This is a genomic window from Ruminococcus sp. (genome assembly GCF_019423705.1).
GTDB lineage: Bacteria > Bacillota > Clostridia > Oscillospirales > Ruminococcaceae > Hominimerdicola.
Window position 1 is genome coordinate 38,942 of record NZ_JAHZAX010000012.1, and the last position, 15,031, is coordinate 53,972.

General features: G+C 47.0%; 11 protein-coding genes. All 11 read right to left on the reverse strand.

The genetic code is table 11. The features are described 5' to 3' along the window. Positions 1-9: 9 nt before the first annotated feature. The 11 genes from urtE to QZ371_RS10290 all read right to left on the reverse strand — a co-directional run bounded on the left by urtE (position 10) and on the right by QZ371_RS10290 (position 14,891). Positions 10-702, reverse strand: a complete 693-nt coding sequence (urtE, locus tag QZ371_RS10240; RefSeq protein WP_295212161.1) for an urea ABC transporter ATP-binding subunit UrtE — start codon at positions 700-702, stop codon at positions 10-12. A 2-nt stretch (positions 703-704) separates the two neighbouring features. Then, positions 705-1,490 carry an urea ABC transporter ATP-binding protein UrtD gene (gene urtD, locus QZ371_RS10245; RefSeq protein WP_295212169.1) on the reverse strand — a complete coding sequence of 262 codons (786 nt, stop codon included), beginning with the start codon at positions 1,488-1,490 and terminating at the stop codon, positions 705-707. A gap of 1 nt (position 1,491) precedes the next feature. Continuing rightward, positions 1,492-2,631: an urea ABC transporter permease subunit UrtC gene (gene urtC / locus QZ371_RS10250; RefSeq protein WP_295212171.1), complete on the reverse strand. Its 1,140-nt coding sequence runs from the start codon at positions 2,629-2,631 to the stop codon at positions 1,492-1,494. 16 nt (positions 2,632-2,647) lie between these two features. Then, a complete protein-coding gene (urtB, locus tag QZ371_RS10255) occupies positions 2,648-3,553 on the reverse strand; it encodes an urea ABC transporter permease subunit UrtB (RefSeq protein WP_295212176.1) in 906 nt (301 codons plus the stop codon). Between the two features lie 115 nt (positions 3,554-3,668). Further along, positions 3,669-4,910, reverse strand: a complete 1,242-nt coding sequence (urtA, locus tag QZ371_RS10260; RefSeq protein ID WP_295212183.1) for an urea ABC transporter substrate-binding protein — start codon at positions 4,908-4,910, stop codon at positions 3,669-3,671. A 151-nt stretch (positions 4,911-5,061) separates the two neighbouring features. Further along, the gene (locus tag QZ371_RS10265) at positions 5,062-5,754 is read right to left on the reverse strand and encodes an AAA family ATPase (RefSeq protein ID WP_295212186.1); all 693 of its coding nucleotides are present in this window, start codon (positions 5,752-5,754) and stop codon (positions 5,062-5,064) included. Between the two features lie 96 nt (positions 5,755-5,850). Continuing rightward, a complete protein-coding gene (locus QZ371_RS10270) occupies positions 5,851-6,609 on the reverse strand; it encodes a response regulator (protein ID WP_295212189.1) in 759 nt (252 codons plus the stop codon). A 5-nt stretch (positions 6,610-6,614) separates the two neighbouring features. Then, the gene (locus QZ371_RS10275) at positions 6,615-9,323 is read right to left on the reverse strand and encodes a response regulator (RefSeq protein WP_295212190.1); all 2,709 of its coding nucleotides are present in this window, start codon (positions 9,321-9,323) and stop codon (positions 6,615-6,617) included. Positions 9,324-9,461: 138 nt separating this feature from the next. After that, positions 9,462-12,551 (reverse strand): bifunctional diguanylate cyclase/phosphodiesterase, encoded by a 3,090-nt coding sequence (locus tag QZ371_RS10280; protein ID WP_295212194.1) that lies wholly within the window; start codon positions 12,549-12,551, stop codon positions 9,462-9,464. 40 nt (positions 12,552-12,591) lie between these two features. After that, positions 12,592-13,968 (reverse strand): extracellular solute-binding protein, encoded by a 1,377-nt coding sequence (locus QZ371_RS10285; protein WP_295212198.1) that lies wholly within the window; start codon positions 13,966-13,968, stop codon positions 12,592-12,594. Between the two features lie 299 nt (positions 13,969-14,267). Continuing rightward, complete coding sequence (locus QZ371_RS10290; RefSeq protein WP_295212200.1) at positions 14,268-14,891, reverse strand: formate/nitrite transporter family protein; 624 nt, start codon at positions 14,889-14,891, stop codon at positions 14,268-14,270. Positions 14,892-15,031: the final 140 nt, after the last annotated feature.

Below are 15,031 nucleotides of genomic sequence, written 5' to 3' on the forward strand. Positions count from 1 at the left end.
TAATAAATATCATTCTGTCATAAGCCGCTGGACTTCGTCCTTATCTGCAAGCTTTGTTTCATTGGAATAGACTATCTCGCCCTTTTCCATTACATAAAGCTTGTGGGTATTTTCAAGAACAAAGTCAAGATACTGCTCAACAAGCAGGACGGTTATGCCTTTCCACTCGTTGATCTTTCTTATAGCTGCGCCGATATCCTGTATGATCGAGGGCTGTATTCCCTCGGTGGGTTCATCGAGGATAAGTATTTTCGGCTCGGCCGCCAAGGCTCTTGCAATGGCGAGCTGCTGCTGTTGACCGCCCGAAAGGTCGCCGCCTTTACGCTTGGCGAATTTCGGAAGTATCGGGAACAGGTCATAGATATAGTCGGGGACTTTGCCCTTGCCGCCCTTTGGCTGGAGGCCAAGTTCGATATTCTCTTCAACGGTCATTTGCGGAAAGATATCACGACCTTGAGGCACATAGCCGATACCAAGCTTTACACGCTCATAGACGGGCTTTTTGATGATATCATCGCCGTCGAAAATAATCTCGCCTTTCAGGGTCTTTACTATGCCCATTATGCTTTTGAGGGTGGTGCTTTTGCCCACGCCGTTTCTGCCGATAAGTCCGACTATCTTGCCTTTTTCCACCTCAAAGCTGAGATTTTCTATCACACGGCTCTCGCCGTAATAAGAGTCAACATCTTTGATACTGAGCATTTTTACTCGCCCCCTCTTCCCAAATATACCGCCTGAACTGTCTTGTCCGCAAGGACGTCGTTTATATTGCCCTCCATAAGCATTTTGCCCTCGTGGAGAACTGTGACGATATCGGCGGCCTGCTTTACAAAGTCCATATCGTGTTCGATGACGATTATTGTGCACTCTTTCTTTATTTCCTTTAGTATCTCGCCTGTGCGGAAGGTTTCGGGCTTGCCCATACCTGCGGCAGGCTCGTCGAGCATTATTATCTCTGGCTTTTGCACAAGCTGCATTGCTATCTCAAGCCATTGCTTTTGTCCGTGGGCAAGGCTGCCTGCACGTTCGTCTGCTTTGTCCTCAAGGCCTACACGCTGAAGTGTGGAGCGGATATTTTCCATATCCTCCTTTGAGGGCTTTCTAAAGATTGAATCCATTATGCCCTTGTGGCCTTTGAGGGAGAGTATCATATTCTCCTCCACGGTGAGGTTGACAAAGACCGATGGCACTTGAAATTTTCTTCCCACGCCCTGCTGGACTATCTTATACTCTTTCATTCCTGTGAGCCTTACGGCTTCCCTGCCCTTGGGGTGGAATATTACTGTACCCGAGGTGGGCTTTGTTTTGGCGCAGATTATATCGAGAAGCGTTGTTTTGCCTGCGCCGTTTGGGCCGATAAAAAAGTGTATGCTGTTGCGCATAACCTTTGTTTTGACCTCTGTGAGGGCGTAAAAGCCGTCAAAGGAAACGGAGATATTGTTTATCTCAAGGACAACGTCCTGCGTATTGGTATTGACATTTGCACTCATTTTACGCCGCCTCCTTTGCTTTTGATGAAGCTGTTTTGCCGTCCTTTGATCTGAGTTTGCGGAAAAGTGTTGGGAGTTGTTCGCTCACAATGCCCACAATACCGCTCTTGAAGAAGATGATCGTCACGCAGAAAACTGCGCCGATTATGTACTGCCATATTTCTACCATACTGCCGGAACTGAGGTTATACTCGCAGAGATTGATGAGGAATGCGCCGATAACAGCGCCGATGATAGTACCTCTTCCGCCAACTGCCACCCATATAACCATTGTGATAGAATATGAGATAGTCATTTGGGACGGAGTTATGCTTCCGTTGAAGTTTACGAAAACTGCGCCTGCGATACCTGCAAAGGCAGCGGAGAGAACATAGATGAAGTTCTTGAATGCGCTTACTTTATAGCCAGAAAAATAAGTTCTGTTCTCGCCGTCTCTTATTGCGATGAGAAGCTTGCCGAACTTGCGGCTGACGAGAAATCTTGACAGGGCAAAGATAAGGGTCATAAGGATAAGAGAAAGGTAATAGAGTTTGAACATTTCTGTGCGGTGGAGGTTGCCCTTTATGCTGCCGAAGATAGTTTTGATCTCGGTGATACCAACGTTGCCGTTTGTGTATGTTGAAAGGGCGATGAAGATAGAATAAGCCGCCCAGGTCAGCGCTTGTGAGATTATGGAGAAATAAACGCCTTTTACACGATTTTTGAAGATGAAATAGCCGATAACAAAGGCAACTATTGACGGCACGGCGATGATAAGGATAAGTGTCAGCGCAAAGGAATTAAAGGGCTTCCATATTAGCGGAAGCTCGTCAAGGCCGCCGATGTGCATAAAGTCTGTTATCCTGCCCCCTGTTTCTTGGAGCTTTAGGTACATTGCCATACAATATCCGCCGAGAGCGAAATATAGACCGTGGCCGAGACTAAGAATGCCCGTATAACCCCAAATAAGGTCGATACCCATTGCGGCGATGGCGAACGCCATACACTTGCCGAGGAAAAGCACCGTCGATGAGCCGGAGAGCATTCCGGCATTGAGAAGCAGGGGCATAATGCCAAGTATTGCGACTATTATAAGGAAGCTTACGGCAGCTCCTCTTTTTTTGAAAAATCTGCTTAACGCATTTTGTCCATTTTGTTTCATTGACCAGAACACCTCCTTACTCGTCAAGATTTCTGCTCTTGATAACGAAAAGTCCCTGCGGACGCTTTTGCAGGAAGATTATCACGATAAGCAGAACGATAGCTTTTGCGATGGTGGACGAAGTATAATTTTCTGTGAAAATGCTGGCTGAGCCGATTATTACAGAGCCGATAACTGTGCCGAGAAGCTTTCCGACGCCGCCGAGGACGACTGCCATAAAGCTGTTTACGATATAGCTTTGACCGACAGTTGAGTCTATCGAGCCGAGAAGAGCAACGGAACAGCCTGCGATACCTGCAAGACCTGAGCCGATAGCGAAGGTGATGTTATCGACCTTTCGTGAGTTAATGCCCATACATTTTGCCATTGTGCGGTTTTGCATAACGGCTCTCATCTGCTTGCCGAAATTCGACTTATACATAATAAACCATACCAGCAGCAGGCAAAGCGCCACCAGCAGGATAATGAAAAGTCTGTTATAAGAGAATGTGCAGCCGCCTATCTTTATGCCGCCGTTTAAAAATGACGGCGCTGTGACGTTCACGCCCTGTGTGCCGAAAATGCTTCTTGCCGCCTGCTGCAAGATAAGGCTTATGCCCCAAGTCGCAAGCAAGCTATCGATCTCTCGTCCGTACAGTCGGGAGATTATGAACTTTTCAAGCAGGCTGCCGAGGATGAAGGTCACACCAAAGGCTGCGGGTATGGCGATAAAATAATAAACGTCACGAATACTTTCGGGACAATACTTTACGAATATCTGCTGAACGACATATGTCGTATATGCGCCTATCATAACGAACTCGCCGTGAGCCATATTGATGACCCTCATAAGGCCGAAGGTTATTGCAAGGCCGAGAGAGGTTAGAAGTATGATAGAACTAAGGCTGGCGCCGTTGAACAGAGTGTTTATGAAACGATCCATAGATTTTGCCACGTCCTTTCGTTACCCTAATATTGCACAGCCCTTTGGCGGACTGTGCAATATCGGATACTTACAGAGGATTTATTATTAGGGAGATATTTGCTTGAGATCTTGCTTATTCAAGAGGCTGGATACCTGCCTTGACAGCCCAGTCATATGTTGAAAGATATGGGTCTGGGGCAACGGGGTCTGTTGCGTAAATTTCATTGATAAGTCCGTCGTCGCCGACCTGTCCGATCCTTACAGGCTTTACAAGGTGGTGGTTATCGCCCTGGATAGTTACTGTGCCCTCAGGTGCGTCGAATGAGATCTCGCCCGATTCAACTGCCTTGATAACGTCCTCAGGCTCGAAGCTGTCTGCCTTTTCGCAGGCTGCCTTCCAAAGGTAAACTGCGTCATATGCGGCTTCCGCAGGGTCGGAAGTTACTCTGTTCTCGCCGTATGCGTCCTTATATGCCTTTACAAAGTCCTTGTTCTTTTCTGTATCTGTTGTCTGATAATAGTTCCAAGATACCATATGACCCTTGAGGATATCTGCGCCGATAGTTGCGACCTCTTCCTCTGCGATAGAGAATGACATTGTCATATATTCCTTGCTGGAATAGTTCTTTTCAGACATCTGCTTGAAGAATGAAACGTTGCCTGTTCCGTTGAGGGTATTGATGATAACGTCAGGCTTTGCGGCTTCGATCTTTGAGATGATAGCGGCAAAATCTGTCTGATCCATATCGGCATACTCTTCGCCGACCACCTCAGCGCCCTTAGCTTCAAGCTGTGCGTTGATTATCATATTTGCTGTTCTCGGGAAAACATAGTCAGAGCCGAGAAGGAAGAATTTCTTATAGCCCTGCTCGAGAAGATAGTCGATGGCAGGGACGATCTGCTGGTTTGGTGCGGCGCCTGTATAGACGATATTGGTGGAACTTTCCATTCCTTCATACTGAACAGGATACCAAAGCAGAGAGCCGTATTCCTCGACGATAGGCTTTACAGCCTTTCTTGATGATGAAGTCCAGCAACCGAAAATAGTTGAAACGCCTTCGCTGTCGATAAGCTTTTCTGCCTTTGTTGCAAATGTTGAAGGCTCGGAAGCGCCGTCCTCTTCGACGTACTCGATCTGCTTGCCGTTTACGCCGCCTGCTGCGTTGATCTCCTTGATAGCAAGGACTTCGGCGTCACGGACTGACTTTTCGCTGATCGCCATTGAACCTGTCAGCGAATGGAGAAGTCCGACCTTGACCGTATCGCCGTCGCCGCTGCTTGAGCCGCCGCTTGAACCGCAGGCTGTGAGCATTGTTGCCGTGAGGGCTGCTGCCGAAAGCACCGCTAAAAATCTCTTCATTCTTGTCTTTTTCATAGTGTTTTCCTCCAATTCATTTTACTGTTTTCTTTTTACTTTCCTATTTTCATTTTTAATGGCAATAAAAAAATTGGCTCTCTGACCTAAAGGATATTTTCCTTTTGCAGATAAACCAACTTCATTGTTGTGATATTTGATTTTTGCTCAATTAGAACAATCCCAGCTGTTTGAGCGCCTTGTCGTTTTCAGCTGTGCCCTTTTTGTCGATGATATCATCGCCAAGCTTAATTTTCAGATATTGGATAATGAGCTCTGTGCATTTGTCCATTCCGATACGGTCGGAATTAAGGGTCATATCGTAAAGCACGGGGTTCGTCCAGGTCTCGCCGCCGGTGTAATACTTATAGTAATCGGCACGGTAGCGGTCCGTCTGATATATCATCTTGTGGGCTTCCTCTTCGGTGACGCCCAGCCGCTCGATAACGTTTTTCACGCAGAACGCCCTCGGCGCTTCGATATAGACGCTGACTGTGTTGTCATAATCACGCAGCAGGTGATTTGCGCATTTTCCGATGATAATGCAGGACTGCTGCTTGCCAAGCTCCTTTATTATCTTCGCCTGAATGTTGTAAAGATTGACGTCAGAAATGAAGCTCTTGTCCGTCGGTTCGACGATATCATCCTTATTGGCGGATTTCATAAGCCTTTTGATAAGGTGATAACCTCTCAGCTTTTCGTCCACCTGAAAGAAAAGATCCTTGTTTATCCCGCTGTAATTTGAAGCCATACTGAGTATCTGGCTTTCATAACAGGGGATTCCAAGCTGTTTTGAAAGCGCAAGTCCTATCTGCTTGCCGCCGCTTCCAAAGCCTCGGGCAATGGTTATAACGAAATTGTCCATTTCTATCACCTCCTGTGCTTATAGTATAGCACAGGGAGTGGAAGATAAAAACACTAAAAATCAGAGAAAATCCTATATTTTTCAGACAAGTCGGTATTATTTGCGCTGTTTATACTGCGCAGGGGACAGACCTGTTATATCCTTGAACACCTTTGTGAAATAATCTGCGCTGGAATAGCCAAGCTCTTCGCTTATCTCATAGGTCTTTAAGCCGCTTTGCCGCAAAAGCTCTTTGGCATATTCTATCTTCACAAGGGTGCTGAAGCGGCTGAAGCTTTCGCCTAGCTGTCGGCGGAACATTTTGCCGAAATAGTCACGGCTGAAGCCGAAATGCTCTGCCGCCTGCTCCACGGAGATATCACGGCAGCTTGTGTTTGAAAAATATGCGCAGATATCCTGAGTGAAGTTGTCCTCCGCCCTTTTGCCAAGGGCTTCAAGTGCGCAAAGCACATTGTCGGCGAAAGTGTTCTGACCTTTTTGCTCTGCAAGCTTATCGCCCACACGCTTTAGCATATCGCCAAGCTTTTGCTCGTTGACTGGCTTTAAAAGATAATCGAAAGCACCAAGCACAAGGCCTTTTCGGGCATACTCGAACTCATCGTATGAACTTATGAACACCACGGCGATTGAAATGCCAAGCTCGTTCATCTTTTCAAGAAGCTGAATACCGTCGATAAAAGGCATTCTGATATCCGTTAGCACAAGGTCGAACTTTTCGCTTTTCACCGCCGCAAGGGCATCCCTGCCGTTGGAGACTTCCTTTGCGATAACAAAGCCGCTGTCCTTCCAAACGGACATTCTTGAATAGATAAAGCGCATATCGGCGTCGTCCTCAGCCAAGAGTATTTTATACACGTTTTTCACCTCCAAAGTTCCTCAGACTGTGTAATGCTGAGAAGGTCGTATTTGTTTATGTATTCTTCAAGTTTGCGGAATTTTGTTTTGTCCATATGGTCTTTGAACTCACCCCTGTGGCGCTCAAAATAGTCCGCCGCTGAGATATCGAAATTTGCGCAGAGTTCTAAAAGTTCGCTGACGAATTTTGGTCGATCTTGCGCTGATGATCGAGCCGTGCCGTCTTCTGTGAGTTTCAAAAACTCTCCCAGACGCTTAACTGCCATTTGCCAATCTGCTTCAAAGTCTGCTGTATCGGCGTTTTGCGGCGTATCAGACTTCAACATATCGCTGAGCGCCTTTGAACTTTCGTGAAGCTTTTTGCAGCAAAGGTTGCCCGAAATTCCTATAACATCGTGGAGAATTATCCTTGCGTTTGCATAATTGCCTGCTTTGATATGCTGACAGATATAATCGCAGTCGCTGCTATGTTCGGAAATAAAGCGCTTGATGATATCAAAAAGTATGGTCTTGCTGCCGCCAAGGGCGTCAAGGCAGGCAACGCAGTCAAAGACCTCGTCCCCCTGCTCAGCCGACTTTTGAGGCATTGCCCTGCTGATATGGAGATATTTGTATATCATCTTTCTGAGGTCGTCGGGGCGGAATGGTTTTGAGATATAGCCGTCCATTCCTGCGGCATAGACTTTCTGCTCTATTCCCGATACCACGTCGGCGGTCAAGGCTATTATTGGTGTTATGCCAAAGCCCTCCAGCTCTCTTATGCGCCGTGCGGTCTCATAACCGTCCATATCGGGCATATGAAGGTCCAAAATTATCATATCTGGGCGGTGTGTGCGGCAATAGTCGATAGCTTTCATTCCGCTGTCGGCGATATCCACCTGCAAGCCATAGGTGCAAAGTATCTCACGCTCGATATCGAGGTTGACCTTGTTGTCGTCCACAAGAAGTATGTGGGCTTGGACGGCGGCTTCACCGTCAATGGGGGCGTTATCGCTCTGAGGCTTTGGCGGTTCGGCGATGTCAAAGGGCATACAAAATGTGAAAGTCGAGCCTTTGCCAAGCTGAGAAACGACCTCTATCTTATGCTTTCCGCCGCTTGCCGCTTTGACGATAGACTGGGATATGGGCAGACCGAGACCTGTTCCGCCGTGACGTCTTGTTACGCCTGCGTCGCTTTGGATAAACGGCTCGAAAATGCTTTCAAGCTTGTCCTGTGCAATGCCCTCGCCCGAGTCGGTGACGGAGAATTCCACAAGGGCTGTTCTGCCCTTTGTTTCAAGGCATTTGCAGCCAAGCACCACCTCGCCGCTTTCCGTGAACTTCACGGCATTGCCAAGCAGATTTACAAGCACCTGCTGCAACCGCAGAGGGTCGCCGCTGACAAAGCTGGGGATATCCCCCGAAATATCGAGCCGCAGGGCAATGCCCTTTGAAAGTGCGGCGCTTTCCATAATGGAATAGGTATCGCCCAGCAGCTTTACAAGGTCGAGATCGGTATATTCAAGCTGGAGATTGCCCGACTCGATCTTTGAAAAATCAAGAACATTGTTTATAAGCCCCAGCAGATTTTCGGAAGCGGTGTCGATATTTTTGACATAGCGCTGCTGGCTGTCCTCAAGATCGGTCTTTGAAAGCAGATAAAGATAGCCTGTTATGGCGTTGAGCGGCGTTCGCAGTTCGTGGCTCATTTGTGCGAGGAAGTCGCTCTTTGCGCTGTTTGCACGGTCGGCTTCGTCCTTTGCCTGCTTCATCTGAGCTTCCGCCTGCTCACGCTTTTTCAGCTCGTTTTGCAGCGTTTGAGAAAGACGGTTGAAAAGCTCGCCGAAATGGAAAAGCTCATATGCGCCCTTTGGCGACACACGGACGTTTGAAAGATCGAGTTCGGCGGTATCAAGGCTTTCGGAATAATCGTTTATGGGGCGGACGTAAAGCTGCTCAAAAACGATAAGCACTATGCCGATTATCACAAGCACGCTGACGGAGCACACAAGCTGTATCATCGAGGCGGTCTCACGGCCTGCGGCGGCGTTTTCCACCTCGGCATCGAGCCGCCTGTTAAGTGCGTGGCGGAAGCGGTCGATAGGCGACATTATCATCGTTTTGGAATCATTATAAAAGCTGTCATAAAGCATTTCACGGGAGCGCTCTTTCATTTCCGCAGGGGTCAGTCCGCTGTATTCTTCGGGCATTTCGGTGTTTTCCACAAGTGCGATATATTCCGCTATTTTGCTGTCGATATCGCCATTGCCATTTTTATACTGGTCAGCGGTTATGCCCTCGGCGGTGAGCATAAGCTTCATCGAGATCGTTTCGGTCTTGATAAGGGTGTCGGAATATTTTTTCGCCTCGGCAAGAAGCTGGCTCTCGTTTTCGGGAGGATCGAGGGCTGAAAGGCTGTTTATGACACGGTCACGGGTCTTGTCCTCATAGACCTCGAACCAATAGTTGTAAAGGTGCTTAACATCCCCTGTCACGGAGAATTTTCTTGCCTCGTCGGTGAGATAGTCAGAGGCGTCTGCAAGCTCCTGCCCCAAATCGGAAAGCTCCCCACGATTGACTTGGGCGGCGTTTTCACGGCTTATACACTCGCTCATATATCTTGCGCTGATAAGTGTCAGCACGGTTATGAGCAGGAATATCACAACTGCGCAAATGGTGATATTGCGGCTTTTGAGCGCTCTTCGCCGCTTTTTGCTGCTTGTTTTGCTTGTCATTTTTATCACCGCCTAAAAGCCTAAAAATAAAAAACGCCCCGTGGATAAACACGGAGCGTCTTTGCCCTAAAATTATTACCTAAAAATCATATCACATTTTTGCAGTTTTGTCAAGATATGACCAATACACCTATTATATCATTTCCCCAACTCTCCCGCAAACTTCAATATCTCCTCCGTCGCATCTTCTGAGCACGGCAAAGGTTCAAAGGTCGGCTTGCCGAAATAGAAGCCTTGCAGCAGGTCAACGCCGCATTCTATGACCTTTTTAAGCTCCGCCTGTGTCTCAACGCCCTCAGCGAGGACTAGGATATTCTTTGTAGAAGCTATCTGCACAAGCTTTGTGATGATGTCAGCCTTGCCCTCGTCACGGTCGCAGCCGCTTATTATGGAGCGGTCGATCTTGATGATGTCAGGCTTCAATGTTATGAGCGCATACTCGCTGTTATAGCCGCTGCCGAAATCGTCAAGTGCGGTCAGTCCGCCACGGCTCTTTATCCAGCCCTGCTTTGCGTTCACATAATCAATGTTGGCTTCCTCGCTTTCGAGAACTTCAAGGACGATATTTTTCAGTATATCCTTGTTTTCCGTCTCAAGTTCTTTTATATCATCGTGTTTCATTATGCAGTTTGAAATGGAGTTTATGAATATCCTTGTGTCGCCAGACAAGGACTTGTTTGCCACAAGCTCACGGAACGTTCTAAGGGCAAGCTTCCAAGTCAGCCGCTCGATCTCGTAAAGCTTTGCGCTGGTCTTTGCTATCCTTATGAAGTCAAGGGGCGCTTTGAACACTTCCGACTGCGGACGCATAAGGGCTTCATAGCCGTAGATCTTACCCGTCTTGACCGAGATTATGCTGTGGAATGCGTACTTTATGCTCTCGGTGTCGATTATGCGGTTCATTTCCTCAACGCCTGTGATGAGGATAGAGTCCTTTGTGTATTTTGAAATGTCAAACTCGGCGATATTGCCCTTTGTGGAGTGCTTTATTGTGTACATCGCAAAGTCTGCAAAGCGTATAAGCATTTCATATGAGGTGGAGTCGTCGGGATACCAAGAGATACCGCCGCTGGCTCTCAGCCTGTAATGCGAACCGTCGCTCAGTATGCAATATCCTGCTTCAAGCTTCTTTCGCACGTCCTCAACGATGGCTCTTATCTCGTCCTTGCTGTCAAAGCCGCTGAGGAAAACGTTGAACTCATCGCCCGACATTCTTGCCACAACGCCGCCGTGATAATTGAAATTCTTCAGCACATTTGCGGTGGCGGAGATATAATCATCGCCGAAATCGTGGCCGTAGGTATTGTTGACGTATTTCAAGTTGTCGATATCGAACATTATAAACGCCGCAGTTTTGAGCTTTTTCGGCTCACGGAACATTTTCTCTATCTTGTGATAATATGCACGCCTGTTGAGAAGCCCTGTCGTCACGTCATAGTCACGCTCATACTTGACCTTTTTCATTTCCATTACAGACTGGGTAACGTCCTGCACAAGACCCAATATATTGGTCTTGTCACGGCGAAGGCTGAGCCTATACCATTTCTGACTGCTCTCATCGGTGCGGAGCATAAACTGTCTTGTGATAACGGCTTCGTCAGCGGCTGCGCATATCTCATCAAAGAAATCACCTATCTTTGTGCCGTTTTTCTGATCTATACTGTCCACAAGGCTTGCGAACCTGTCAAATGTTATGGTAGTATCCTTTGTCGGCAGAGTATCACATTCAAGGGTGGTCATCATACTTTCGCTTATGAAAACGGTTTTCTTAGCTGTGTCGTACATAAATGCGCCAATGCCTGCGGTGGACATACTGATCATCTTTGAAACTCGTGATGACTGCTCCCTCACGTTGACTTCAAGCTGGATGATGGCTTCTGTCAGGTGGTCGATCTCTCGTATTCCCGAAGAAGCGAACTCGATAACATTATCGCTGTTTTTGCTGTTGTCAAGGGTCTTTATTATCTTCGAAACAGGCTTTGTGACGTGTCGGTTCATTATTATAGTACCGATTATAGTGGCAGCGGCAGAGATCAAAAACGATATCACGAACATTTTTACAAGGCTGTTGTAGATATTCAGCGCTTCGCTTTTTTCGGAAATCGATATTATCGCCCACTTGCAATACTTGTATGGCGAGTCAGATTTGTAGATGTTTATATCCTTTATGGAGCCAACAGTCGGCACATCAATACTGCTGTTTGCGTTGAAATCGAACACGTTCTTTGCTATCTGATTGCCGTGACCTAAAACTGTGCCCTCACCCACCAGCCTTTTATACATTGCGCCCGAGTGCAAAACAGGGTGATAATTGTCGTCATTATCCGTATCAACGCCCAAGATATAGCAGGAGCGGTCGTTAGGCAGGTCGTTGCCCGGCAGATAGCTTAGGATAGTTTTTTCCATAAGGCCAAAGCCCACAACGCCGTAAACTGTGCCGTCGTCCGCCACAAGGGGCAGAGTATAACGCATACTTTTTCTGCCTGTTTTGGATATAGACGAAAAGCTGCTCCAATAGCCAAGGTCGGCGACGTCTATCTTAGGATCGTTCCGTGCGGTGTTGATAGTCTTATAGTAGAAGTCGAAATCGCCGTCCTCGCCGCCGGAAAGCTGCATATATGCAGTCCAAGCGGAGTCCAGCATTACATTATAGTCTTTAGAAATATCGGCGCTGCCAGCTTCTAGGAAAAGCTTTTTGTTATCTGTTTCAGCGCCGTTCGTTACATTGACGTCACGGATATAGACCGTTGGCAAAGTATCGCCGTCGCTGCCTTCCTCGTCAAAAAGGTCCCCCGTATCAAGGACGATGAAAGCGTCGTTTATTAGTCCACGGCGCAGCATTGTCACAAGGGTCTCAGTGCTGTTATTAAGTATGGCTTTGCTTATGGTCTTGTCTGTGTAAAGTGCTTCCAAGCCCACGTTCTTTTCCGCAAGGACCTTTTCAGTAATGCTGTTGATATCCTTCTCGGCTTCATAAACAAGGGGCATTTTATTTGCGATGGTGTTTTCGACATAGTTTTTTCTGTTCTCGGTCTTTTCGGAGATCGAGTCATAGGCGTATTTTTTGATATAGGAAAATTCGCCACCGATGAACAACGTGCCGAGAAAAGCGCCAAACTGCAATATTGAAAGGATAAGCGTTGACAAAAAGAGCGTAACAAAGAAAGGGTGCTGCTTTTTCTGCTTTTTTCTAAATGTCAGCCTGCTTGTATCAGTCGTTTTTTTCATAAAACAAATATGCCCCTAAAAATCAATTTATCAATTCTTCCTATTTTTCGATTATGGCTTCAAGGTCTTTGCAGAATGATTCATACCAGTTATCGAATGCTTCATCGCCTGTGTACTCTGCAAGAACTTTTTCCCTATCCTCACCGCCGCTTATCTTTTCGGAAGCTTCGTCATAGGCTGCCTGTGCGGTATCTTGGATACGGCTTTCGAGGAAAGTTCTCACGTCTGCGGAATTTTTGAAAGGCGGCATTGTGTAAAGGTTATAATCCTTTATCTCGTCGATAGCGAGGCTGAGTGTGTCCTTGCAGATATCCGAAAGCTCCTTGCCTGCGTCGGCTGACACCTTTTCTATCTGTGAATAGTCGCATGCGTCCTTTTTGACAGGGATATAGCCCGACTCAACAGAGAAATTGATATTTCTATCCTTCTGTGTGAACCACTCAAGGAAAACTGCGCTTGCGTACTCGTGTGCTTCGTCAGATTTGAGCACGCTGAGGCCTGCGCCCTGCTGGACGATATAAGGGTCTGTGCCCTCAAAGTTTGGGACAGGCAGAACTGTACACTCAATAGGATATGTGTCATCATCGCCGATGGTCACTTCCGTCGGGAAATAGAGCGCTCCTGTTGTTGAGCAGACAAAGGCGATGATAGTGCCTATCTTTGCGTCCTCGCTTCTGAAACGTCCCTGCGAGGTGAAATAGCCCTTTACATACGGAACATAGTAGTTATCCCAAAGCCTTCTGAGGGCGGTCTTATCCGCATTGAGGGTAGCGTTGCCGTCCTTATCCAAGGTAACAAGTTCGCTGCCAAGCTGCTTTGCGCCAATGCTCATATAGTTTGCAATAGAGTCTCTGCCAAAGAAAGCTTTGCCGTCGTTTGGCACGTCAGGGGTCTGCTCATCGGTATAGTTATAATATTTCTCGGAAACGTCCACAATACCTTCCCAAGTCTTAAGGTCGTCAGTGGTAACGCCTGTTGCATCGGCAAACTTCTGCCAATCAGTGCGGTTGAGCATCATAACTTCCGTACTCTTTGCTATGGGGAAAATTTTCAGCGAACCGTCGCCGGCAAATTCGCCCTCGGAAATATAGCCGTCTATATATTCGGAAAGCTGCTCGTCTGTGAAATACTTGCTCATATCGGCAAGGCCGTCAAGCTGATCGACAACATAGGCGGTCTCGGCATAGGTCTGGAAGATATCCGGCGGAGTATCTGCGCCGCTGTCCTTTTTAACGGCAGACACAACGCTGTCGGCAAGCTCCGACACGGAGTTCTTTGAATAAGCCTCAACGATAATGCCCTTTTCAAGCCCGACTGTGTTATTGAACTCTTCCACGGCCTCGTCAAAGCCCATAAGCTGTACGCCGTTATAATAGTGCCAAATGGTGATAGTTACAGGATTATCCTTATTGAGCACGTTATCGTAACTCTTGGTGCTTTCCTTTTCTTTTCCGCTGCCGTAAGCAGAGCCGCTACCCTTTTTTTCTTCATAATCTTTGCTCCCGTTCTACGATCTCTGAACATTTAACCTCGACAAGTTATTTATTGCTAAAGGTGTCACTTTAATTATACACCAATGTTCAATTCATTACAAGTTAAAGTTTGAAATTTTTGTCGATTTTTCGATATTTTGTGAATAACGACGATTAGAAAAATAATTAAACAAAAAGGCGTTGGCAGACAAATAAAAGTTCGCCAACGCCGTGACATCATATTTTATTCCTTAACAAACCCTTTCCTAACCAGCGGTATCAACATTCCGCCGCAAGCATTGCCAAGGGACATTATTATCAGATAGCCGAAAGCCTTTGCGCTCCAAACTCCTGCGAGGGTGAAGTAATACATATTCGCAATGCAATGCTCAAAGCCGCTGAGAATAAAGACCACAACGGGCAGGAATATGGCAAGTATCTGCCCCACAGGATTTTTGATGTTCTTGTTGCCGTCTGCCGCAATGAACATCAAGATTCCGCAGAAAAATGCTAAGATGAATATGCTCAGCAGATCGTCAGAAAGCTTTATATCGCAAAGACCTTTGGCGGTCTCGCTTATGCCCGATATCCTTGTGCAGCTTATGAGCAGAGCCGACATCGCCGCACCTGCAAAGTTGCCGAGCCATATGATACCAAGTTCACCCAAGTATGCAGGCTCACGCTCCACCGCATAGCCCACCTTGCCTGTAAAAAGATTGAACCCAAAGCTCAGTATAACGAACAGCCCCGTGCCGAACAGGAACGCACCGAGATACTTATTAGGGCAATTGAGGTAGACCGTGCCGCCGATAGCGATAGCTATTCCCGTCATAAACGCTCGCAGGAATATATCCAATATTTTCTTCATACTCTTCTCTCCTATATACTATTATAATATGTGCCGCCCTGCCTCGGCCGACAACAACCATTATATATTATTTTCTCAGCCCGTTCAATATGCAAACGCCTTTGTTTACAGTTAGTTCGCACTTATGTGCCAACTTTGTA

Bases quoted from the DNA above. Each gene is read 5' to 3' on its own strand.
- urtB (WP_295212176.1), bottom strand. From the start codon at position 3,553: ATGGATCGTTTCATAAACACTCTGTTCAACGGCGCCAGCCTTAGTTCT.
- urtA (WP_295212183.1), bottom strand. From the start codon at position 4,910: ATGAAAAAGACAAGAATGAAGAGATTTTTAGCGGTGCTTTCGGCAGCA.
- urtD (WP_295212169.1), bottom strand. From the start codon at position 1,490: ATGAGTGCAAATGTCAATACCAATACGCAGGACGTTGTCCTTGAGATA.
- QZ371_RS10265 (WP_295212186.1), bottom strand. From the start codon at position 5,754: ATGGACAATTTCGTTATAACCATTGCCCGAGGCTTTGGAAGCGGCGGC.
- urtC (WP_295212171.1), bottom strand. From the start codon at position 2,631: ATGAAACAAAATGGACAAAATGCGTTAAGCAGATTTTTCAAAAAAAGA.
- urtE (WP_295212161.1), bottom strand. From the start codon at position 702: ATGCTCAGTATCAAAGATGTTGACTCTTATTACGGCGAGAGCCGTGTG.
- QZ371_RS10290 (WP_295212200.1), bottom strand. From the start codon at position 14,891: ATGAAGAAAATATTGGATATATTCCTGCGAGCGTTTATGACGGGAATA.
- QZ371_RS10275 (WP_295212190.1), bottom strand. From the start codon at position 9,323: ATGACAAGCAAAACAAGCAGCAAAAAGCGGCGAAGAGCGCTCAAAAGC.
- QZ371_RS10280 (WP_295212194.1), bottom strand. From the start codon at position 12,551: ATGAAAAAAACGACTGATACAAGCAGGCTGACATTTAGAAAAAAGCAG.